A 22,817-nucleotide genomic window follows, 5' to 3' on the forward strand; every position below is an offset into this window, starting at 1 on the left:
GGGCGGTCAGCGGAGGGCGGCACGCTTGCACGGGAGCTCGCATGGGGTGTAAATCGGGCCCGTACGTGGCAATATCCACAATGTCGAGCACTTCGCACTGAGGAGGGGGAGTCAGTGGCCGCTGCGGCAGATCGTCTACCAGCGCTGGACATCTCGTACGAGGACGACCCGCGGGTGTTGAAGGAGGCCGCGGTGGAGGACTACTCCCTCCACGTCGTGCCTCACACATGGCGCTTGGGCAAGTTCCGGCTCACGATGGCGTGGTGGGCCTTGGCCACCGCCTTCTTCTACATGTACTTCTCGGCGTTCATCGCGCTGGCGTACGGCACGCGGAACGCCATCATCGGCATCGTGCTGTCGGTCATCGCCTATGCGCTGATCAACACGGTGATCAGCAAGGTCGCCGCCGAGAACGGCCTCACGGTCGCGCTGTTCAGCCGGAGCATGTTCGGCTTCGTCGGCGCGGCGCTCGTCACGTTGATCTTCGCGGCGACCTGCATCTACTACCTCGTGTTCGAGGGCTCGGTCGTCGCCGTCGCGGCGAAGGAGTACATCGGCGGACCGCTGAAGCTGTGGTACGCGATCATCATCTTCACGACCGCTCCGCTGGTCTGGCGCGGCGTGCGAAAGTGGCTCGACCGCTTCAACGGCGCGCTGCTGCCGATCTACGCGGCCATGCTCATCGCAGTCGTCGTCTGGGCCCTCGTGGACAAGGGCTACCACGGCTTCCTGCCGGACGCCAAGGCGCTGCCCGGGACGGACGTGCCGTGGCTGCAGGCGTTCACCGCGTACATGGGCCTCTACATCCTCATGATGTTCGCGATGGACTTCGCGCGGCTCGGCAAGCGCGAGGACCAGCGCTATCACGCGGCGATCACGTTCGGCTGGCTGTTCTACACGGTGGCGCTGCTCCTGAACGCACTTGTCGGCATCTTGCTCGTCTCGACGTTCGGCATCTCGTTCGCGCAGCTCGCCGGACAGGAGAGCGCCCTGCCTGTGGATATCGTCAACCTGACGGGACTCCTCGGCCTGCTGCTGATCTTCGTGACGCAGACCCGGATCAACACGGCGAACCTCTATCTCGCGTCGACGAACCTGCAGAGCTTCTTCTCGCGCGCCTTCCGGCTCACGCTTCCGCGGACGCTCTGGGTGCTGGTCGCCTGCGGGATCGGCTACATCCTGATGCTGACGAACATCTTCAGCTACGTCCTTGACGCGCTCAACTACCAGGGGATCGCGATCGTCGCGTGGGTCGGCGTCGCCATGGCCCACGTCCTCTATATCCGTCGCCGCCGGTTGGCGCTGGACCGCATGGAGTTCCGTCCCGGCCACGTGCCGGCGTTCAACCCCGCCGGCATCCTCGCGTGGGTGGCGGCCACCGCCTTCGGCCTGGTGGTGAAGATCACCGACGATGTGGGCTCGCAGTTCTGGGAGGTCGCCGGCCTGATCATCACCTTCGGTATCGGCTTCGGCGTGTACACCCTCGCCACGATGGTCGCGCGCGAGAACTGGTTCGTGATGTGGCGTCCGTACGATCCGGTCAAGGAGGTCGACGACCCCTGGGCCGCGCGCATCCGCTGTCACCGCTGCGACAAGTACTACGCCGCCCAGGAGATGGACCGCGATCCCACCGCCGGCCACCAGGCGATCTGCGCCGCGTGCGCGAGCGGCGCCGGCTACCAGGCCGCCGCGAGCCGCGAGTCCGCCCATCACAAGGTGTCCGACATGGCCATGCCCGCCCACGTCGGCCCGAGCGCGGATTGACGGCGGGCGGTGAACGCGGGCGATCGCCGCGGACAGGTGCGGGCGCCTCGGGCGCCCGCCCCCGATCCCACCGGGAGGGCAGCTGGTGAAGGATGACATCGTGGCCGTCGACGTCGGGGGCACGTTCACCGACGTCTGCGTCCTCGAGGGGGACACGGGGGCGTTGCGCGTCGCCAAGACGCCCAGCACCGGGGATCCGATCGAGGGCGTCATGTCGGCCGTGGAGGAGGCCGGCGTCGACCTCTCGCGCGTGGCGCTGTTCTCGCACGCGACCACCGTGGCGACCAATGCGCTGATCACCCGGCGCTTCCCTGCCGCGGCGATGGTCACCACGAAGGGCTTTCGCGACGTCATCGAGATCCGCCGCGGAACGAAGGACGAGCTGTGGGACGCGTACTACGACGTCGCGCCGCCGCCAATCCGCCGGCGCGACCGCTTCGAGGTGACGGAGCGCATCGACTACGCGGGCGACGTCATCGAGGAGCTGGACGAGGAGGAGGCGCGCCGGGTCGCGCGCCTGCTGGCCCGCCACGAGGTCGCCACCGTGGCGGTCTGCTTCATCAACTCCTACGCGAACCCGGCGCACGAGCTGCGCATGCGCGAGATCCTCGAGGAGGAGCTCCCGGACGTCCGGGTCTCGACCTCCAGCGAGGTCCTCCCGGAGATCTTCGAGCACGAGCGCTTCTCCACCACGGTGGCCAACGCCGTGCTGCAGCCGTTGGTCGGGCGTTACGTGCGAGCACTGGCCGGCGAGCTCGAGCAGCATGGCTACCGGGGGGACCTCGTGATCCTGCACTCCGGCGGCGGCGTGATGACGCCCGAGACGGCCGATCGCTTCGCCGTGCGGCTCGCCGCCTCGGGCATCGCCGCAGGCGCGATCGCGAGCCGGCACATCGCAGGACTCTGCGGCTTCGAGAACGCGATCGGGCTGGACATGGGCGGCACCAGCACCGACATCTCGCTGGTCTACGGCGGCGAGGCCCGCACCACGAACGAGTGGTTCGTCCAGTACGGGTATCCGATCCGCTTCCCCAGCATCGAGGTGCTCACGATCGGCGCCGGCGGTGGGTCGCTCGCCTGGCTCGACGACGCCGGCTCGCTGCGCAACGGCCCGCAGTCCGCAGGCGCCGACCCCGGACCCGCGTGCTACGCCAAGGGCGGCACGGAGCCGACGAACACGGACGCCAACGTCGTCCTCGGCCGTCTCGGCACCGAGCTCATCGACGGCGCCATGAAGCTCGACCCGGCTCGGGCGCACGACGCCATCCGCACGGGCGTGGCCGACCCGCTGGGGCTGGAGATGACCGACGCCGCCGAGGCGGTGATCGCCGTGGCCAACGCGAACATGGCGGACGCGATCCGGCTCATCTCGGTACGCCGCGGATACGACCCGCGCGAGTTCGTGCTCGTGTGCTTCGGCGGGGCCGGGCCCCTGCATGGCGCGGCGCTGGCCGCCGAGCTGTCCATCCCGACCGTGCTCGTCCCACCGAACCCGGGCGCGACGTCGGCGCTCGGGTGCCTGCTCGTGGACGTGCGCCACGACCTGTTCACCATGCTGCTCGGCACCGTCGACGAGCTCGATCCCGACGAGCTGGAGCGGGAGTTCGCCCAGCTCGAGGACGAGGCGCGCGAGCGCATGCGAGCCGAGGGGGTCGCGGAGGACGCCGTCGAACTGCTGCGCACCATCGACATGCGCTACGTGGGTCAGTGGCGCTCGATCGCGGTGCCGCTCGACGGCCGCGTCGAGTCGCTCGACGCCCTCGTGGCGCTGTTCGAGGACGAGCACGAGCGCGAACACAGCTACCGCCGGCCCGGCAGCCCGGTCGAGATCTACCGCGCCAACCTGCGGGCGACGGGCGTGACGCGCAAGGCGGAGCTCGCGCGCCATGAGCTGGGTGGGTCGATGCCCGAGCCGGTGCAACGGCGCCGCGTCCACTTCCCCGACGCCGAGGGAAGCGTCGAGGCGCCGATCTACCGCCGGGACACCCTGCCGGCGGGCGTGTCCTTCGACGGTCCGGCCGTCGTCGAGCAGCTCGACTCGACCACGCTGGTGCCGCCCGGGGTGCGCGCCGAGGTCGACGAGTACCTGAACATCCGCATGACGATCGACCGGGAGGCCTCGTGACCGCGCCCGCCCAGCGTCAGACCCTCGACCCGGTGACGTTCGAGGTGCTCAAGAACGCGTTCTCGACGATCGTCGACCAGATGGCCGAGCAGATCCTGCGCACGTGCCACTCGTTCGTCATCTACTCGCGCGACTTCTCGAGCGCGCTGTGCGACCCACAGGGCAACACGATCATGCAGGGCAGCCAGGACATCGCCGTGCACGTCGGGACCCTGCATCTCACCGCGCGGGCGGTCGTCGACGCCTTCGACCACGAGATGCGCCCGGGCGACGTCTTCGCGATCAACGATCCGTACGTCGGCGGCACCCACTTCAACGACGTGCGCATCGTGCGCCCGATCTTCCACGAGGGCGAGCTCATCTGCCTGGCGGAGTCCAACGGTCATTGGGCCGACATCGGGGGCAGCGTGCCGGGCTCGTTCGACATCACCGCGCGCGAGCACTTCGGCGAGGGCGTACGGGTGCCGCCCGTGCGCATCTACGACGAGGGCGTCTACCGGCGGGACATCGTGCGCATGATCGTGTCCAACACGCGGGCGCCCGACGACGCCGAGGGCGACTGCCTGGCCCAGGTGGAGGCGACCGCGGTGGCCGAGCGGGAGATCCTGCGCCTGTGCGGGAAGTACGGCCGGGACACGATCGTGACGGCGATGGAGGAGGTGCAGGACTACGTCGAGCGCCTGACGCGCAAGCGCATCTCCGAACTGCCCGACGGCACCTGGGAGACGGAGGACTACATCGATTCCGACCCCGACGCGGACGAGGGTCTCGTGCCGATCCGCGTGCGGATGACCATCGACGGCGACGTCGTTCGCTACGACCTGTCGGAGTCGCACCCGGCCGTCGGCTCGTTCCTGAACTCGGGCTTCGGAGCCAGCTTCTCCGGGGTCGTCGCCGGAACGAAGACCTTCTTCCCGGACGTGCCGTTGAACTCCGGCTTCTACCGCGCGCTGGACGTGAACCTCGGGCCGCCCGGCAGCTGCGTCAACGCCGCCTGGCCGACCGCGGTGACGGGCTTCTGCGCCGGGCCCTACGAGAAGATCATGAGCTCGATCTTCGAGCTGTGGTCGGAGGTGATCCCGGAGCGCGCGATGGCCGCCGCGTTCAACCTGGAGTACCTGCTGGTCGGTGGACGCGATGCGCGCAGCGGGTCCGGTTCGGTGTTCATGTGGTACGACTGGATGGCCGGCGGCTGGGGGGGCCGCAACGGCAAGGACGGCTCCAACGCGACGTCGCCGGTCTTCGGCGTCGGCCTCGCCGTCCAGCCGCTCGAGGCGCAGGAGCGCCTGTGCCCGGTGGTGACGCTCAATCACGCGATCCTGCCCGACACCGGCGGTCCGGGTCGCTTCCGCGGGGGGTGCGGCGTCGAGAAGGGCGGTCGCCTGACCGACGTGCACAGCACCGTGATGTCGTACTGCTGCGATCGAGCGCGTTCGGTGACGTGGGGGATCGGCGGCGGCCTGCCGTCCTTCCCGCACGGCGTCTGGATGAATCCCGGCACGGACGACGAGCGCTTCCTCGGCGCGGTGTTCTCGAACGTCCGGGTCGGGCCGGGCGACTCGTTCACCCGGCCGTCGGCCGGCGGCGGCGGCTTCGGCGATCCCCTCGAGCGAGACCCCGAGGCTGTCTGCGAGGACGTCGCCGACGGCTACGTCACCGTCGAGCGCGCCGCGCGCGACTACGGCGTGGCGATCCGCCCGGTCGACCCCGAGATGGCGCGCTACGAGGTGGATGCCGAGGGAACCCGGCGCGAGCGGGAGCACATCCGCGCGGAGCGCCGCGGCTGGCTGCAGGAGGACCCCGAGGAGGTGGCTGCGCGCTACCGGGCCGGCGAGGTCGACGTCATGGACGTCGTGCGCCGGCACGGCGTGATCCTGCACTGGGGTACGGGCGAGCTGCTGCCCCGGACGACCGAGCAGTTCCGCGCGATGCTCGAACGGCGGACCGTGCGGCACTGGGATCGCCGATGACCACCGCCGAGGAGCGCGTCGGCACGCGCTACAGCTTCGGCGGCGACGAGTGGATCCTCGTCGAGCTGGCCGAGGCCATGAGCGTCGGCGTCAACATGCGCTCGCTGGCGATCTGCCGGCGGCTGGAGGCGCTGGCCCTGGACGGCGTGATCGACATCTGCCCCGCCAACGCCTCGTATCTCGTGCGGCTGGATCCCGACACCATCCATCCGCGCGCGCTGGAGGAGCGCCTGCGAGAGCTCGAGGCCGAGGTCGGCGATGCCTCCGACTTCCATCTGCAGACGCGGATCATCGACGTGCCGATCCTGTGGGACGACCCGTGGACGCGGGAGACGGTCAAGCGCTTCGCCGACCGCCACCAGACGCCCGAGCTGACGAACATCGAGTTCGCCGCCGAGATCAACGGGTTCCCCACGACCGACGCCTTCCGCGACGCGGTGTTCGGGACGCCGTTCCTCGCGACGATGCTCGGGTTCGTGCCCGGGCTGGTCTGGGGCTACCAGCTCGTCCCCCCGGAGCGGCAGATCGAGGTGCCGAAGTACGTGCGCCCCCGGACCGACACGCCCGAGCGCGCGTTCTCGTGGGGCGGCGCGTTCACCGCCGTCTACCCGGTGCGCGGCGCCGGCGGCTACCAGCTGCTCGGGATGTGCGCCACGCCGTTCTTCGACTCGCGCCGCCGGCTGCCCGACTTCCACGATCGGGACTGGTTCTTCCGCGCCGGCGACATCATGCGCTACCGGGAGGTCGACCGCGCCGAGTTCGACCGCATCCGGGCGGCGGTCGAGGACGAGACGTTCCGCTACCCCCTCGCGGAGGTCGAGTTCGTGCCCCAGCGCTGGTACGACGACCCCGACGGGACCGCGGCAGCGCTGGAGAGGAGCCTCGATGACGCTTGAGATCCTCCAGCCCGGCCTGCAGACGACCGTGCAGGACGAGGGGCGTCTCGGCCTCTACGCGGGCGGGATGCCGCCGTCGGGCGCGATGGACAAGGCGTCGTACCGGATGGGCAACCTGCTCGTCGGCAACCCGGACGGGCTTGCGTCGCTCGAGATCACCTACCTCGGCCCGGAGATCGCGTTTCGCGACGACGCGGTGATCGCCGTCACCGGCGCGCAGATGACGCCGAAGGTCAACGGCGAGCCGATCGCGAACTGGCGGTCCCATGCCGTGCGGGCGGACGACGTGCTCTCCTTCGGGTTCATCGAGTCGGGCGCCCGCGCGTATCTCGCCGTCGCGGGCGGCATCGATGTGCCGCCGTATGACGGAAGTCGCTCCACCTACACGCTCTGCGGCCTCGGGGGATTCGAGGGGCGCGCGCTGCAGGCGGGCGACGTCGTGCCCGTAGGCACGGGTGTCGACGGACGCGCCGGGCTCGACGTGCCCGTGGACCTGCAGCCGGACCTCGGGGGCGACACCGAGTTGCGCGTCGTCGTCGGGCTGGCCAGCTATCGCCTCCAGCCGGAGAGCCTCGAGACCTTCCTCACCGCCGACTGGACGGTCACGCCCGACGCCAACCGTGTCGGGTACCGGTTCCGTGGCGCCGAACTGCACTTCGTCGAGCGCGAGCAGCCGGCCGGCGCCGGCAGCGACCCGGCCAACGTGGTCGACTTCGGCTACCCGATCGGCTCCATCCAGATCCCGGGCGGCGTCGAGCCGATCGCGCTGCTCGCCGACGCCGTCACGGGCGGCGGCTACGCGACCATCGCCACGATCATCAGCACCGATCTCGACCGGATCGGCCAGTCGAAGACCAACGACCACGTCCGCTTCCGCGAGGTCACCCTCGAGGACGCGCTCGAGGCTCGCCATCAGGCACGTGCGCGGCTCGACCGCGTCCGCGCACTTCTCACCGACTCACAGGAGCACGCAATTGGCTGACGACAGCGTCATCCGCTCGCCCGTCCCCGGGGTCTTCTACCGCCGGCCCGACCCGGGCTCTCCGCCGTTCGTCGAGGAGGGCGACGAGGTCGAGCCCGGCACCGTCGTCGGGCTCGTGGAGGTCATGAAGCAGTTCCACGAGCTGCGCTCGGAGTCCAGCGGCCGCGTGCGCGGGTTCACCGTGGACAACGAGGACGTCGTCAACGCCGGCGACACCGTCGTCGAGCTCGACGGGGCTGGTTGACGGTCCCGGCCGGACCATGACGCTGCCCGAGCTGCGCCGCGTTCTCGTCGCCAACCGCGGCGAGATCGCCGTGCGCGTCATCCGGGCCTGCGCCGACCTGGGGATCGAGTCGGTCGCCGTGTACTCGGATGCCGACGCCTCCGCCCTGCACGTGCAGCTCGCTGACGAGGCGCGCGCCATCGGGCCGCCGCCGGCGCGCAAGAGCTACCTGCGTGCCGACGCGATCGTCGAGGCGGCGCTGGCCGCGAATGCGGACGCCGTCCATCCGGGCTACGGGTTCCTCGCCGAGGTGCCCGCCCTGCCACGGGCGTGCGCGGAGGCCGGGCTGCGCTTCGTGGGACCTCCGGCGCACGTCATGGAGCTGGTCGGCGACAAGGTGGCGGCCCGGGCGGCGGCGAGCCGGGCCGGCGTGCCCATCGTGCCGGGCAGCGATCGCGCCGAGGACGCCGACGCGGCGCACGCCTTCGCGGGCGAGGTCGGCTATCCGGTCATGCTCAAGGCGTCGGCCGGCGGCGGCGGCCGCGGCATCCGCGTGGTGGCGGCGCCCGATGAGATGCGCGCCGCCTTCTCGGGCGCGTTCGCGCAGGCCGAGGCCGCCTTCGGCGACGGCGCCCTGTTCGTCGAGAAGCTCGTCGAGCGCGCCCGGCACGTGGAGGTGCAGGTGCTCGCCGACGAGCTCGGCTCCGTGGTGCATCTGTTCGAGCGCGAGTGCTCGATCCAGCGTCATCGCCAGAAGCTCGTCGAGGAGGCGCCCTCGCCGGGGATCTCCGAGCAGCTGCGCCAGGACCTGTGCGCGAGCGCCGTCGCTCTCGCCCACGAGGTCGGCTACGTCAACGCCGGCACCGTCGAGTTCCTCGTCGACGTGGACGCGCAGGCGTTCTACTTCCTCGAGGTCAACGCGCGCATCCAGGTCGAGCACGGCGTGACCGAGCTCGTCACCGGCGTGGACCTCGTCGCCGAGCAGCTGCGCATCGCCGCGGGCGAGCCGCTGTCGTTCATGCAGGACGACGTGCGCCGCTACGGCACCGCGATCGAGTTCCGCATCAACGCCGAGGACCCGGACAACGGCTTCATGCCCTCTCCGGGGCGCATCGAGGCGCTGCGTCTGCCGGCCGGGCCGGGGGTGCGTGTCGACACCGGCGTCGAGGCCGGCGACGCGGTGCAGCCGTTCTACGACTCGATGATCGCCAAGCTGATGGTGTGGGGCCGCGACCGTGACGAGGCGCTCGCCCGCGCGCGCCGGGCCCTCGACGAGCTCGTCGTCGACGGCGTCACCACGACCCGGGGCCTGCACCGGCGGCTGCTGGAGTGGGAGGGGCTGGCGGAGGCGACCGCGGACACGGGCGCGCTGGAGGCGCTGCTGTCCGCTGATGCGCCCAGCTAGCCCGCCGCCATGAGGACGATCCCCAGCAGGACGGCGAGGACGCCGCCCTGCTGGCCGGCGGTCAGGCGCTCGCCGAGCCGGTAGCGCGCGAGGACCGTCGTGACCGCGGGATAGAGCGACGAGGCGACCGCGACGACCGCCAGATCCCCGTGCCGGGTCCCCTCGGCGTAGGACCAGATCGCCGCGAGCGAGAGGGCTCCGATCGCGCACGTCGCCGCGATCGCGCGCCGCTCGAGGGCCCGGCGCAGCGAAGCTCCGGCGACCACGACCACGCCGATGACCACCGGGAGGGTGATCGTGCGGCAGATCAGCAGCGTCCAGGGGAGGCTCGTCTCGCTCGCCGGTGACACCAGCCAGTAGAAGGTGCCGAACCCCAGCGCGGCGATCACGGCGTAGACGATGCTCCTGCGCGCGTCGACCACCCGTGAGCCTCCGGGCGCCCGTGGCCCGCGAACCGCCAGCACGATCCCGACGACCGCGCTCGCCATGCCGAGCGAGCGCACGAGGCCGGGATCCTCGCCGCCGACGATCCCCGCGACGATGGGGACGATGACCCCCGTGGCGGCGATCGGCGCGACGATGCTCATCGTCCCGACGGCGAGGCCCTGGTAGAACGCGGCCAGACCGATGCCCACCCCGACCCCTGCTGCGGCCGCGTATCCGACCTGCGATGCCGTGGGGGCGCCCGTCCCGCTCACGACGATCCACAGGACCGCGAGCGCGAAGTACACCACCATGCTGAACAGCAGCACGGCGAGGGTTCCCACGCGCCGCGCCGTGATGCCGGCCAGGAAGTCGCTGATGCCGAACGACAGGGACGAGGCGAGACCCAGCGCGATCCCCAGCACGCAAGCCTAGTTCCTGGTCCGAGGCCGGGTCATACGTCGCCGTAGTCGACCGGGGTCAGGTAGCGGGTGTCGGCGTGCGCCGCCCAGTAGCGCTCGCGCAGGTGCCGCGTCGTCGGACCGACGGCCCCGTCGCCGATCGGAGCACCATCGAGCGTCACGATCGGCATGACGCCACCGGCGGTGGACGTCGCGAACATCTCGACCGCATCGCGGAGGCGGTCCTCTCCGAAGGGCCCGACCGAGACGGGAATGCCGTCGGCTTCCGCCAGCTCCAGGACGGTCCTGCGGGTGATGCCTTCCAGCACGCCCGCCGCGGGCGTGAGCAGCGTCCCGTCGCTGACGGCGAAGACGTTGTAGCCCGGACCCTCGGTGACGTTGCCGTCCGCGTCGAGGAGGATCGGATGGGTCGCTCCGCGGTCATAGGCTTCGTACAGCCCGCGGGTGAGGTCGGCCCAGTGGAAGTTCTTCACCGTGGGGTCGACGGACGTGACGGGAATCCGCTGGACGGTCCGGGCGATCACCGCATCCATCGTCCCGGTCGTGCTCGCGTCCGGGACGATCCACACGTAGGGGATGGCGTACGCGAAGAAGCTGTTCTCGAAGGTCCGGGGATCGCGGCTGCCGGGTGGCGGCACCCCGCGCGTGCAGATGGTCTCGACGTAGGCCGAGCGCAGCCGGCTCGACCGGACGAGCTGCACCAGGATGCGCGCGATCTCAGCCCGGTCGTACGGCGGGCTCAGCCGAAGGGTGCGGCAGCTGCGCTCGAACCGCTCCAGATGGTCCTCCAGGCGGAAGAACGCACCGTTCCAGACGGCCACGACGTCATAGGTGACGTCTGATCGGGAGAAGCCCGTGTCGAGGATCGAGATCCGCGCCTCGCCGACCGGGACGAAAGCTCCGTCGACGTACGCGGCGCCATCTCGGAACGCGTTCGCCGCATCCATCGCGGGCTCCCCGGCTAACCGGTGCGCAGCTCGGCGCGGCGGGCGCGCGTCGCTTCGAGGTCGACCTCGAGGCTCGACGACAGAGCCTCTTCGACGAACGCCACGCCATAGACGTCCCGGGCGCGCCCGAACGACACGAACCCGGCGAGGACGTCGTCGCGGACGCGTTCGGGCTCGCGTTCGAGCGGATCGCCGTAGCCGCCGCCGCCGGTGCTGTGCTGTCCGATGGCCTCGCCCGGCGCGATCACCACGGAGTCCAGCGGTGCGATCTCGGTCTCGTCGCCGTCCGCCGAGGCGCGGAACGGGATGTTCCGCGCCGCGGGTCCGCCGCCCTGCGTCCCGCGCGGCGGGTAGGTGACGCAGTCGGTCACGTACGCCGCGCCCATGGGGTCCCAGCGCGGGCCGTAGCGGACGGTGGTGCCGGGCGCGCCGCGGCGGCGACCGGCGCCCTCCGAGTCCATGCGGATGCGCAGCTCGCCGACGCGAATGGGGTACTTCTGCTCGGAGACCTCCACGCTGTCGCGGAACATCAGCCCGCTCGCCACGGCCAATCCGTACGTCACCCAGCCGTCGGTGTCCACGTTGGCCGGCCCGCCCTGTGTGCCGAGGAAGTACTGGTTGACGTACGGCTCACCGCGCCTGCGCATGTCAGTGCCGGAGACCACCGCGAACCCGGGGCCGAGGCCGGTCGCCCCCTCCGCGACGCCGAAGCCGGGCCACGCGTCCGCGATCGCCTTCTGGGTCGTCACCACGAGCCGGTCGCCGATGTTCGTCGTGGCCACGGAGGTGGAGTGCGGGAACTGCGGCCGCCCGACGATGCAGTTGTCGCGCAGCAGCAGCCTGATGCGGCGAAACGCGCCGGAGTTCGCCGGGATACCCGGCTCGATCGAGTTGAAGATGCCGGTCATGACGTTCGACACGGTGCACGCCTCGGACTGATTGAGCCCGGCCGGGATGCAGTCGATGTTGTCGCGCAGATCCAGCTCGACCGTGGCCTCCTCAGGATCGACGGTGATCGTGACGTTGATCGGGATGCCGTCGGGCAGCTGATCGTCGATCGGGTCGTGCATGCCGTGGCCGGTGATCCGGCCCGCCGGCATCTGGGCGATGGCGTGGGCCATCTTCGCCTCGGAGTAGTCGAACCACTCGGCGATGAACTCCCGGACGAGCTCGTTGCCGTAGCGCGCGCACACCTCCTTCAGGCCGGCCTCGCCGATGCGCGCGGCGCCGACCATCGCGAGGTAGTCGCCGTACCACTGGTCGGGCACGCGGATGCGGCGCTGACCGACGCGGATCACATCGTCGATGTCGCGGCGATCGCGCTGTACGCGGACGCAGGGGAAGATCACGCCGCCCTCGTTGTAGATGTCGCGGGCGAACGGCATGTAGGTCGTGGGCTCGGCGTTGCCGGTGTCGGCCTGGTGCGCCTTGGCCACGGTGGTGAACATGTGCACGCCCTCGTGGAAGACCGGGACGAGGATCACATGGTCGGCAGGGTGTGAGTTGCCCAGGTAGGGGTCGTTGTGCAGGAACGCGTCGCCTTCGGCGAGGTCGTCGTGCAGGTCGGTCATCGCCGCCCCGAGGAGCTGAGCGCCGAAGATGTGCACCGGAAGCCCCTCGGCGGAGGCGAGCAGGTCGTTGTCCGCCGTGACGATCGCGCAGGAGAAGTCGCGCGCCATGTTCAGCACGCCGCTGCGCCCCGTGCGCAGCAGGGTGTTCTCCATCTCGCGGACCACGCTGTCCAGGCGGTTGGCGATGACCGCGAGCAGGATCGGGTCGACGCTCACGCCCGCTGCACCGCCGCCTCGATCGGCTGCGGCGTGGCCTCCCCGGGGCCCGCGTCGATGATGTAGGTCCCGTGCTCCGAGACCCGGACGACGGCGCCGGGATCGATCACCAGGGTCGTCGTCGGCTCCAGAACCACCGCCGGCCCGGCGATCTGGGTGTCCACGGGCAGGAGCTCGCCGGCGTAGACGGGCGTGTCCTCGGCGCCGTGGCGCGCGAAGATGACGTTGCGGTGGCGCAGCGGCTGCGCGTCGCCCTCCGCGGACGCCAGCGGCACGATGCGCGGCTTGTCGAGCTCGGCGGTCGCCCGCACCCTCCAGATCAGGCACTCGACGTACTGGCCGGGCTCCTTGACCGCGAAGACGCGTTCGTGGATGTCGTGAAAGCTCGCGACGAGCGCGCGGACGTCGTCGTCGTCGCGCAACCGCGTCGCCGGCAGCGGGGTCTCGAGCTCCCAGACCTGCCCGGGGTAGCGCGCGTCGACGCTCGCCTCCAGCCGCACATCGCGCGGAGCGAGCGCCTGGAGGCTCTCGACGAAACCGTCGGCGCGGTCCTTCGCGCTCGCCAGCGCGGCGTTGACCGCGTCCCGGTCGAGCGCGCGCGTCTCGGCGAACCGGCTGACCGAGAACTCCGAGATGAGATCGGCCTGCAGCGCGCCCGAGGCCGACAGCGCTCCCGCGGTACGCGGCAGCAGGACCTGGCGGCAGCCCAGTTCGCGCGCCATCTGCACGACGTTGAGCCCGCTGGCGCCGCCGCCGGCGACGATCGCCAACTCGCGCGGATCGATCCCCTGTGCGATCGTGATCTCGCGGATCGCCGAGACGACGTTCTGCGTCGCGATCACCATCGCGCCCTGGGCCGCCTCCTCGACCGTCTTCCCGAGGCGCGCCGCAACACCCTCGAACGCGCGGCGCGCGGCGGCGACGTCGAGGTGCAGGCGCCCGCCGAGGAAGCCGTCCGGATCCAGGTAGCCGAGCAGCACGGCGGCGTCGGTGATCGTGGGGTCCGCCCCGCCCATGCCGTAGCACGCGGGACCCGGCTCCGCGCCCGCGCTGTCCGGTCCCACGTGCATCAGCCCGCCGGAGTCGACCGACACGATCGAGCCGCCGCCCGCGCCGATGCTCCGGACGTCCACCGCCTTGGTGCCCGTGATGTGACCGGTCCAGCGCTCGCCCAGCCACGTGTCGGCGGTGTAGTGGATCTGGCCCGAGCTGATCAGGCCCACGTCGAACGTCGTGCCGCCCGTGTCGCACACCAGCAGGTCGGGCGTGTCCGTGGGCAGCTCCGCGCGCCCGCACTCGAGGCCGGCGACCGGCGCCATCGACGGGCCCGAGCCGACGCTGTAGATCGGTCGATCGATCATCTCGGCGGTCGGCCAGGAACCGCCGAAGCTCGTCGAGACCAGGAGGTTGCCGGCGAAGCCGGCGGCACGCAGATCGTCGTCGAGATCGCCCAGGAAGCGCTGCATGAGCGGCTTGAGGGACGCGTCGATGACCGTGGACGACGCCCGCCGGTACTCGCGGATGACGGGGTTGAGCAGGTGCGACAGCGTGACCGAGACGTCCAGGTGCTCGTCGAGCAGCTCGCCGACCCGGATCTCGTGAGCCGGGTTGACCGTCGACCAGAGCAGGCAGACGCCGACCGCCTCGACACCGTGGGACCGGCACCCGTCGATGGCTTCCACGATGCTCGCCTCGTCCAGCGGCAGGAAGATCTCGCCGTCGCTGTCGACGCGCTCGGTGATCTCGAAGGTCAGATAGCGCGGGACGTACGGCGGCGGGAACGGCTGGTGGCGGAAGGGGCCGAGCTTGCCGCCCTCGCGCATCAGCAGGATGTCGGGGAAGCCGCGCGTGGTGAAGAACGCGGTCCTCGCCGTCTTGCCCTCAACGATCGCGTTCGTCGCGCGCGTCGTGCCGTAGGCGAACTGCGAGGCCTGCGCGAGCAGCTGCGCGACCGTCAGGCCGATGTCCGGCGCGATCTGCTCGAGCGCCTCGCGGATCGCGTCGAACGCGCGGCCCGCCGTGGTCAGCGCCTTGCCGATGTGCATCTCCCCGTGGGCGTCGACCACGACCACGTCGGTGAAGGTCCCGCCGGTGTCTACGGAGATCCGGAAGTCCACGATGTGTCCCTACCCGCTCGCAGAGTGTTCCACAGCGGCGTAACCTGGGTACGCGAGCGAGGCAACACGAGCGAGGGAAACGGGGGACCGCAGTGCGGACCGTCGACATCAACTCCGATCTTGGCGAGAGCTTCGGCAACTGGCGGATGGGCAACGACGAGGCGCTCATCCCCGAGATCACCACGGCGAACGTCGCCTGCGGCTTCCATGCGAGCGATCCGGTGACCATGGTCCAGACGGTCGAGCGCTGCAAGCAGCACGGCGTGGCGGTCGGCGCCCACCCGGGGCTGCCCGACCTGCTGGGCTTCGGCCGCCGGCCGATGGCGATCTCGCCCGACGACGCCTACGCCTACGTTCTCTACCAGGCGGGCGCGCTGCAGGGCGTGCTGCGCAGCGTCGGCCTGACGCTGCACCACATCAAGCCGCACGGCGCCATGTACTCGATCCTGCGCGACGACCAGGAGTTGGCGCCCGCCGCCGCCGAGGCCATCGCGCAGGCGATGGACGAGCCGGTGGTCTACTGGCCCGCTCCCACGGACGCGGCGCTGCCGAACGAATGTCGCCGGCGCGGGATCCGCGTCGTGGGCGAGATCTACCCGGACCTGGAGTACGCGCCGGACGGCCGTCTGATCCTGCAGCGAGCCAAGCACCACACCGATGTCGCCGAGGCGACCGCACAGGTCCGGCGGTGGCTCGACACGGGTCGCGTCGCGACGCCGGACGGGACGCCGGTCGAGATCGATGCGGAGTCGATCTGCCTGCACGGCGACGGCCCGAACGCCGTCGAGGTGACCCAGGCGGTGAAACGGACGGTCGAAGAGGCCGGCTTCCGCGTGGGCCCGCTCGACGCGACGACGGAGGTGACGGCATGAAGTTCGGCCTGATGTTCTCCCAGCAGGTGCCGCCGGAGAGCGGCATCACATGGCAGCAGCCGTACGAGGACATGCTGCGCTGTCTGCCCCGGGCCGAGGAGCTCGGCTACACCTCCGTCTTCAACGTCTCGCATCACGTGCAGCTCGACGGCCTCTGCCCGTCGCCGCTGATCGCGCTCGCCGGAGCGGCCGCGGTGACCGAGCAGATGAGGATCGGTCCCGGCGTCCTGCTCGTCCCGCTCTACGCGCCGCTGAAGCTCGCCGAGGACGTTGCGGTGCTCGACTGCCTCTCGAACGGCCGGCTCATCTTCGGCGTCGCCCCGGGCTACGTCTCCGAGGAGTTCGCCGCGCACGGCGTGCCGCGCGAGGAGCGCTTCGGCCGCTTCTGGGAGGCGCTCGAGCTCATGGACCGCGCCTGGACCGAGGAGCGGTTCTCGTTCGAGGGCAAGTACTTCCAGGTGCCCGAGACCCAGGTGAACCCGAAGCCGGTGCAGCAGCCGGTCCCGATCTGGTGGGGCCTGTCCGGGCCGAAGTCGCTCGCGCGCGCCGCGCGCCGAGGCGGGACGCTGTTCCCGTCGCCGCGGCACGGGATCGCGGAGATCCAGGAGCACCTCGACGTCTGGCGCGGCGCCGGCGGCGAGGTCGACGAGCTGCCGGTCATCCGGGAGGTCTTCGTCGCTGAGACGAGGGAGAAGGCGGAGGAGCTGGCGGCTCCGGCGGTGACGTACCTCTTCCGCGAGCTGTACGGCAAGAAGTCCGCGCAGGGCGAGCGCGAGCTGCGCGACGACGCGGGCAAGACCGTGCGGGCGGAGGATCAGGTGGACTTCGAGCACTTCAAGGGGCGCTACGTCATCGGCGATCCGGAGTTCGCCTATCAGGAGCTCGTCAAGTACCAGCGCGAGCTCGGGGCGACGGAGATCATCTGCTGGATGCACCTGCCCGGACTGCGGGGGGATGTGGCCATGCGGTCGGTGGAGCTCTTCGCGAAGGAGGTCATGCCGGCGTTCCGTGAGCCGGCGAGCGTCTAAGGAGGCGACCCGATGGCAGCGACGACCGAGAGCGCGGTGCAGCGCTACAGGCTCTACATCGACGGCGAGGAGGTCGACGCGAGCGGCGGAGCCGTCTTCCCTTCGACGAACCCCGCGACCGGGGAGCCGTGGGCGGAGGTCGCCGACGCGACGGCCGAGGACGTCGATCGCGCCGTGCGCGCCGCCGCGCGCGCGTTCGCGCACGACAGCCCGTGGCGGACGCTCTCGGCGACGAAGCGCGGCCGGCTGCTGATGCGCCTCGCCGACGCGATCACCGCGCATGCCGACGAGATCGCGCGGATCGAGGTGCGCGAGAACGGCAAGCTGCTCAAGGAGATGGCCGCGCAGCTGCGCGTCGTGCCCGAGTGGCTCTACTACTTCGGCGGGCTCGCCGACAAGATCGAGGGCAAGACCATCCCGCTGGACCGCACGTCGGTCCTGAACTACACGACGCGCGAGCCGCTCGGCGTCGTCGGCGTCATCACGCCGTGGAACTCGCCGTCGCTGCTGACCTTCATGACCCTCGCGCCGGCGCTCGCCGCCGGCAACACCATCGTCGTCAAGCCGTCGGAGGTGACGTCGGCGTCGCTGCTCGAGATCGCGCGCCTCCTGCCGGAGGCGGGGTTCCCACCCGGCGTGATCAACGTCGTCACGGGGGCTCGCGTCGCCGGGCAGGCGCTCGCGGCGCACCCGGGCGTCGCGAAGATCGCCTTCACCGGCGGCTCCGACGCCGGGCGCTCGATCGCGGCCACGGTCGGCGGCCGCCTCGGGCGGGTGACGCTGGAGCTCGGCGGCAAGAGCCCGAACATCGTCTTCGAGGATGCGGACCTCGACGCCGCCGAGGCGGGTGTGCTCGCCGGGATCTACGGCGCCGGCGGCCAGACCTGCATCGCCGGGTCGCGGGCGTTCGTCCACGAGTCGATCTACGACGAGCTCCTCGACCGGCTGCGCCGGCGCGCCGAGGGGATCGTCCTCGGCAACCCGCTCGAGCCCGAGACGCAGATGGGCCCGGCCGCGACCGAGGCCCAGCTGCAGAAGATCGCGCAGTTCGTCGACGACGCGCGTGGGGAGGGCGCGCGAGTGGTCGCCGGTGGGCAGCGCGGCAGCGTCGAGGCTCTGCCGAACGGGTTCTTCTACGAGCCCACGATCCTCGCCCAGATCACGAACGAGAGCCGGGTCGCGCAGGAGGAGGTCTTCGGGCCGGTCCTCGCGGCGATGCCGTTCCGCGACGACGAGGAGGCGATCCAGCTCGCGAACGCCACGCGGTACGGGCTCGCCGCCGGCATCTGGACCCAGAACGTGAAGCGGGCGCACCGGGTCGCGCGGCGCCTCGACGCGGGCACGATCTGGATCAACCTCTACCGCGCGATCACCTACAACTCGCCGTTCGGCGGGTTCAAGGAGAGCGGCATCGGACGACTGAACGGCGTGGACGCGGTCGACGAGTTCCTGCAGACCAAGAGCGTCTGGGTCGAGCTCTCCGACGACGTCCAGGACCCCTTCGTCCTGAAGGTCTAGCGAACGAAAGGACGGCAGCATGAGCACGCAGGCCCCGTCGCGCTCCTTCGTCTCATGGCGCGCCGCCGACATCGACGGAGACCACGCCAGCGGCTGCGTGATCACGACTGCCGACGGCACGGAGCTCCTCGACTTCACGGCCGGGATCGGCGTGGTCTCCACCGGCCACTGCCACCCGCGCGTCGTCGCGGCGATCCAGGAGCAGGCCGCGCGGTTCATCCACGCCCAGGCGAACCTGGTCCGCCATGCGATGCTCGAGCCGCTCGGTGAGGCGCTCGCCGAGATCGCGCCCCCCGGGATCGATCACTTCTTCTACGCGAACTCCGGCGCGGAGGCGATCGAGAGCTTCGTGAAGTTCGCGCGCCAGGCGACGCGGCGCAGCAACGTGATCGTGTTCGAGGGCTCGTTCCACGGCCGCACGCTGATGGCCGCGGCGCTGACGATGTCGAACGTCGTCTACCGCGCCGGCTTCGGCCCCCTGCCCGAGGGCGTGTACGTCGCGCCCTACCCGTACGCGTACGCGATGGGCGAGGACCCGGAGACCGCGTCCGAGCTGGCCCTCGAGGCCGTGCGCAAGCTGTTCAAGACGCAGACGGCGCCCGAGGACACCGCAGGCATCCTCGTCGAGCCGGTCCTGGGGGAGGGCGGGTACGTCGTGCCGCCGCCGTCGTTCCTGGTGGGACTGCGCGAGATCTGCGACGAGCACGGGATGGCGCTCGGGGTCGACGAGGTGCAGTGCGGGGTCGGGCGCACCGGGCGCTGGTGGGCCTGCGAGCACTCCGGCGTGTCCCCGGACATCCTCTGCTTCGCGAAGGGCATCGCGTCCGGCTTCCCGATCTCGGGCGTCGGGCTGCGCCCCTGGCTGCTGCGCAACGCGACTCCGGGCTCGCACGGCGGCACCTATGGCGGCAACGCGATCGGGTGCGCGGCCGCACTCGCGACGCTCGAGGTCATCCGCGACGAACGGCTCGTGGAGAACGCCGCCGAGCGGGGGCGGCAGCTGCTCGCGGCGTGCGAGCGCCTGCAGGAGCGCCATGCCGTCATCGGCGACGTGCGCGGTCTCGGCCTGATGGTCGGGCTCGAGCTCACGGACCCGGCGCGTGTCCGGCCGGTCCTGACGCACATGCTCGAGAGCGGCAAGGTCCTTGCGCTCTCGTGCGGGCCGGGCGGCGCGGTGATCCGGTTCGTGCCGCCGCTCATCGTCCGGGAGGCCGAGGTCGAGCGCGCCGTGGCCGCACTTGACACGGCGCTTGCCGAGACGGCTTAGGATCGCGCGACATGGTGAAGAGCGACAGGCAGCCCATCGCCGAACCGGAGCTGCCGGAGCCCCGCTACACGTTCGGCGGCGACGATCACGTCTTCGTGGACCTCGACCAGGCCATGAGCTTCCGCGTCAACTTCCGGCTGCGGGCGCTGACGCACGAGCTCGGCGCCCGGCAGATTCCCGGCGTGTTGGAGATCGCGCCCGCCAACTCGTCCTACCTCGTCCGCGTCGACCCCGACCGGCTCGACCCTCGCGACCTCGTGCGCGAGCTGCGCCGGCTCGACGAGGAGCTCGGGCACGGGGCGCCGCCGGCGTTCCGGACGCGGATCATCGACATGCCGACGTACTACAACGATCCCTGGTCGCGCGAGTGCCTGATGCAGTTCCGCGACCGCCACCAGAACCCGACGGGGACGGATATCGAGTACGTCGCGCGCGTGAACGACATGAGCGAGGACGAGTTCATCGCGACACATCATGGGGCGCCGTACCTCATCACGATGGTGGGGTTCGTCCCCGGCACGGCGTGGCACTTCCAGATGGTGCCGCCCGAACGCCAGCTGCAGGTCCCCAAGTACATCCGGCCCCGCACGGACACGCCGGAACGCACGCTCTCGCACGGCGGCGCGTTCGCCGCGATCTACCCGGTGCGCGGGCCCGGCGGCTACCAGCTGTTCGCCCGGGTCGCGCCGCCGGTGTTCGACGCGGCGCAGCGGCTGCCGGACTTCGAGGAGTCGCCGGTGCTGATGCAGCAGGGCGACATCGTCAAGTTCCGGCCGATCGAACGCGACGAGTACGACGCGATCCGCGCCGAGTGCGAGGCGGGGACCTACCGGTACCGCATCCGCGAGACCGAGTTCGACCCCCAGGCCTTCTTCGCGGACCCCTACGCGTACGACGACCGCCTCGTCAAGGAGCTCTCCTCGTGATCTCGGTCCTCGACGGCGGCGTCTCGACGACGGTGCAGGACGCCGGCCGCTTCGGCCTTTACCACATCGGCATGCCGCCGTCCGGCGCGCTCGACGACTTCTCGTTCCGCGCCGCGAACCTCCTCGTCGGCAACGACGAGACCGCGCCGGTGCTCGAGGCGACCTACAACGGCCCGCGCCTCGCGTTCGAGCAGGACACGCTGGTCGCGGTCACCGGCGCGGATCTGCCGGCGAAGGTCGACGGCGAGGAGCGTCCGGCGTGGGAGGCGTTCACGGTCCGCGCCGGGCAGGAGCTGACGTTCGACTACCTGCGCGCGGGTGCTCGGCCCTACATCGCTGTCGCCGGCGGCTTCAAGGTGCCCGAGGTCATGGGTTCGAGCTCGACGTACACGCTGGTCGCCCTGGGCGGCTGCGAAGGCCGCGCGCTGCGGGCCGGGGACTCGCTTCGCACGGGTGAGCCGCGCGGCGGTCGCGAGGGTGCTCGAGTGGCGGAGCGCCTGCGCCCGCAGCTCATGTCGGACTGGGAGATCCGTGTCGTGACCGGTCTGTGCGACTACCGGCTGAGCGAGGCCGGCCATCGCACGTTCCTCGAGACGGAGTGGACCGTGACGCCCGCGGCGGACCGGATCGGCTACCGCTATCAGGGTGCCGAGCTGGAGTTCGTCGAGCGGGAGCCGCCGTTCGGCGCCGGCAGCGACCCGTCCAACGTCGTCGACGTCGGCTACCCGATCGGTTCGATCCAGGTTCCCGGTGGCGTCGAGCCGATCGCGCTGCTCAACGATGCGGTCACGGGCGGCGGCTACGCCACGATCGCCACCATCATCAGCGCCGACCGCGATGCGGTCGCGCAGTCCAAGACGCACGACCGGACACGGTTCGTGGCCGTCCCGATCGAGGACGCGCTGGCGGCGCGAGCGGAGCGCCGGCGCCGCCTCGACGAGGTCAGGGACTCTCTGACGTGACGCGGTGGCGGTCGATGTAGTCCTCGTCGAGCTCCCAACCCAGGCCCGGGGCGTCGCTCAACTCGATGCAGCCCGCTGAGAGCGGCGGCCGGTTGGCGATCAGGTTCCACCAGATCGGGTCGCGGTCGGGCTCGAAGCACTCGACGTACCTCCCGTGGGGGATCGACGCGAGCAGATGCGCCGCGACCTGCGGCTCCTCGTGATGGCCCATGTCGACGTCGAAGCCCGCGGCCATGGCGGCAACCCGCCGCCACTCCGTCGGACCGCCGGACCATGACGCGTCGAAGTTGCAGATGTCGATGGCGCCCTCGACCATGAGGTCGCGGCAGCCGGCGGCCGAGAACTCGCTCTGTCCCGCGCAGACGCGCAGCGGGGAGCGGTAGCGGACATCGCGCATCGCCCGCCGGTCGTTGTGCCAGCGGCACGGCTCCTCGAACCACGCGACGTCCTCTCCCTCGACGAGGCGCGCGAACTCGATCGCCTCGCGCGGCGACCACGCCTGGTTCGCGTCGACCGCAAGCACGAAGTCCTGGCCTGCGGCGCGGCGCGCCGTCCGGACGCGCTCGGCGTCCTCGGCGGGCGTCAGCCCTCCGACCTTGAACTTGATGCCCGCCAGACCACGTTCGCGCAGGTCCGCGATCTCCTGCTCGATGGAGACGGGCGATCCGTAGTAGCCGCCGATGGAGATCATCGGCAGGCTGCGGCGATAGCCGCCCCACAGCCGCCACAGCGGCTCGCCGAGCGCCTTGCCGATCGCGTCCCAGATCGCCGTGTCCACGCACGCCGACGCCACCAGGCCGAGCCGCCGGTCGCGGAGGATGTCGAAGGTCACCGGTCGCGCGATCTCCCAGCAGCGCTCGACCCTCGCGGCGTCCTCGCCGAGCAGGCGCGGGGCGATCTCGCGGTCGATGATCTGCTGGATCGCCTGCAGCGCCGCGTCCTCGTCGCCCGCGTACGCCTCGCCGACGATCCCCGAGCCGGTCACGACGCGAGTGATCACCGTCGAGCGATGGGTCATCTCGTAGTAGCTGCCGCGGTACACGCGTCCCAGCGGCACGCGGATCGGCACCGTCTCGATCGCGGCGATGGTCAGGTCGCGCGCCGGGCCCGTCATGACGTCACGCCCGTCGACCGCCGGCCCCGGATCCACGTGAACGTCATACCGGCCTGCATGGATGTGCCT

General features: G+C 71.0%; 18 protein-coding genes. 13 read left to right on the forward strand and 5 right to left on the reverse strand.

What is annotated here, in order from left to right; translation table 11 throughout:
* The first annotated feature begins 114 nt into the window (after nt 1-114).
* From DSM104329_RS11715 to DSM104329_RS11745, 7 genes are all read left to right on the forward strand, one after another.
* The gene (locus DSM104329_RS11715; protein WP_259315623.1) at nt 115-1,764 is read left to right on the forward strand and encodes a purine-cytosine permease family protein; all 1,650 of its coding nucleotides are present in this window, start codon (nt 115-117) and stop codon (nt 1,762-1,764) included.
* An 85-nt stretch (nt 1,765-1,849) separates the two neighbouring features.
* The gene (locus DSM104329_RS11720) at nt 1,850-3,889 is read left to right on the forward strand and encodes a hydantoinase/oxoprolinase family protein (RefSeq protein WP_259315624.1); all 2,040 of its coding nucleotides are present in this window, start codon (nt 1,850-1,852) and stop codon (nt 3,887-3,889) included.
* A complete protein-coding gene (locus DSM104329_RS11725; RefSeq protein ID WP_259315625.1) occupies nt 3,886-5,859 on the forward strand; it encodes a hydantoinase B/oxoprolinase family protein in 1,974 nt (657 codons plus the stop codon). The genes DSM104329_RS11720 and DSM104329_RS11725 overlap by 4 nt, the downstream gene beginning before the upstream one ends.
* Nucleotides 5,856-6,755: a 5-oxoprolinase subunit B family protein gene (locus tag DSM104329_RS11730; RefSeq protein ID WP_259315626.1), complete on the forward strand. Its 900-nt coding sequence runs from the start codon at nt 5,856-5,858 to the stop codon at nt 6,753-6,755. The genes DSM104329_RS11725 and DSM104329_RS11730 overlap by 4 nt, the downstream gene beginning before the upstream one ends.
* A complete protein-coding gene (locus DSM104329_RS11735; protein WP_259315627.1) occupies nt 6,745-7,737 on the forward strand; it encodes a 5-oxoprolinase subunit C family protein in 993 nt (330 codons plus the stop codon). The genes DSM104329_RS11730 and DSM104329_RS11735 overlap by 11 nt, the downstream gene beginning before the upstream one ends.
* Nucleotides 7,730-7,981 carry an acetyl-CoA carboxylase gene (locus DSM104329_RS11740; RefSeq protein WP_259315628.1) on the forward strand — a complete coding sequence of 84 codons (252 nt, stop codon included), beginning with the start codon at nt 7,730-7,732 and terminating at the stop codon, nt 7,979-7,981. Before DSM104329_RS11735 ends, DSM104329_RS11740 begins: the two co-directional genes overlap by 8 nt.
* A 16-nt stretch (nt 7,982-7,997) precedes the next feature.
* Nucleotides 7,998-9,365 carry an acetyl-CoA carboxylase biotin carboxylase subunit gene (locus DSM104329_RS11745; protein ID WP_259315629.1) on the forward strand — a complete coding sequence of 456 codons (1,368 nt, stop codon included), beginning with the start codon at nt 7,998-8,000 and terminating at the stop codon, nt 9,363-9,365.
* Here DSM104329_RS11745 and DSM104329_RS11750 read toward each other — a convergent pair.
* From DSM104329_RS11750 to DSM104329_RS11765, 4 genes are read right to left on the reverse strand one after another with little or no spacing between them, the layout of a single operon-like run.
* On the reverse strand, nt 9,362-10,213 hold the full coding sequence (locus DSM104329_RS11750; RefSeq protein ID WP_259315630.1) for a DMT family transporter: 852 nt from the start codon (nt 10,211-10,213) through the stop codon (nt 9,362-9,364). The two genes, DSM104329_RS11745 and DSM104329_RS11750, sit on opposite strands and share 4 nt — an antisense overlap.
* 29 nt (nt 10,214-10,242) lie before the next feature.
* On the reverse strand, nt 10,243-11,157 hold the full coding sequence (locus tag DSM104329_RS11755; RefSeq protein ID WP_259315631.1) for an aminotransferase class IV: 915 nt from the start codon (nt 11,155-11,157) through the stop codon (nt 10,243-10,245).
* 14 nt (nt 11,158-11,171) lie between these two features.
* Entirely contained in the window at nt 11,172-12,944 is a 1,773-nt protein-coding gene (locus tag DSM104329_RS11760; protein WP_259315632.1) for a hydantoinase B/oxoprolinase family protein, read from the reverse strand.
* Nucleotides 12,941-15,061 carry a hydantoinase/oxoprolinase family protein gene (locus DSM104329_RS11765; protein ID WP_259315633.1) on the reverse strand — a complete coding sequence of 707 codons (2,121 nt, stop codon included), beginning with the start codon at nt 15,059-15,061 and terminating at the stop codon, nt 12,941-12,943. Before DSM104329_RS11765 ends, DSM104329_RS11760 begins: the two co-directional genes overlap by 4 nt.
* 92 nt (nt 15,062-15,153) lie before the next feature.
* On the opposite strand from DSM104329_RS11765, the gene DSM104329_RS11770 reads away from it, so the two are divergent.
* From DSM104329_RS11770 to DSM104329_RS11795, 6 genes are read left to right on the forward strand one after another with little or no spacing between them, the layout of a single operon-like run.
* A complete protein-coding gene (locus DSM104329_RS11770) occupies nt 15,154-15,933 on the forward strand; it encodes a 5-oxoprolinase subunit PxpA (RefSeq protein ID WP_259315634.1) in 780 nt (259 codons plus the stop codon).
* A complete protein-coding gene (locus tag DSM104329_RS11775) occupies nt 15,930-16,961 on the forward strand; it encodes an LLM class flavin-dependent oxidoreductase (RefSeq protein ID WP_259315635.1) in 1,032 nt (343 codons plus the stop codon). Before DSM104329_RS11770 ends, DSM104329_RS11775 begins: the two co-directional genes overlap by 4 nt.
* 12 nt (nt 16,962-16,973) lie before the next feature.
* Nucleotides 16,974-18,479: an aldehyde dehydrogenase gene (locus tag DSM104329_RS11780; RefSeq protein WP_259315636.1), complete on the forward strand. Its 1,506-nt coding sequence runs from the start codon at nt 16,974-16,976 to the stop codon at nt 18,477-18,479.
* 19 nt (nt 18,480-18,498) lie between these two features.
* Nucleotides 18,499-19,746 carry an aspartate aminotransferase family protein gene (locus DSM104329_RS11785; RefSeq protein ID WP_259315637.1) on the forward strand — a complete coding sequence of 416 codons (1,248 nt, stop codon included), beginning with the start codon at nt 18,499-18,501 and terminating at the stop codon, nt 19,744-19,746.
* A gap of 11 nt (nt 19,747-19,757) precedes the next feature.
* Entirely contained in the window at nt 19,758-20,672 is a 915-nt protein-coding gene (locus tag DSM104329_RS11790; RefSeq protein ID WP_259315638.1) for a 5-oxoprolinase subunit B family protein, read from the forward strand.
* Nucleotides 20,669-21,634: a 5-oxoprolinase subunit C family protein gene (locus tag DSM104329_RS11795; RefSeq protein WP_259315639.1), complete on the forward strand. Its 966-nt coding sequence runs from the start codon at nt 20,669-20,671 to the stop codon at nt 21,632-21,634. Before DSM104329_RS11790 ends, DSM104329_RS11795 begins: the two co-directional genes overlap by 4 nt.
* On the opposite strand, the gene DSM104329_RS11800 is transcribed toward DSM104329_RS11795, so the two are convergent.
* Nucleotides 21,615-22,784, reverse strand: coding sequence for a mandelate racemase/muconate lactonizing enzyme family protein (locus DSM104329_RS11800; RefSeq protein ID WP_259315640.1), 1,170 nt, complete (start codon nt 22,782-22,784; stop codon nt 21,615-21,617). The genes DSM104329_RS11795 and DSM104329_RS11800 overlap by 20 nt on opposite strands.
* Nucleotides 22,785-22,817 lie beyond the last annotated feature (33 nt).

The organism is Capillimicrobium parvum (genome assembly GCF_021172045.1).
Lineage (GTDB): Bacteria > Actinomycetota > Thermoleophilia > Solirubrobacterales > Solirubrobacteraceae > Capillimicrobium > Capillimicrobium parvum.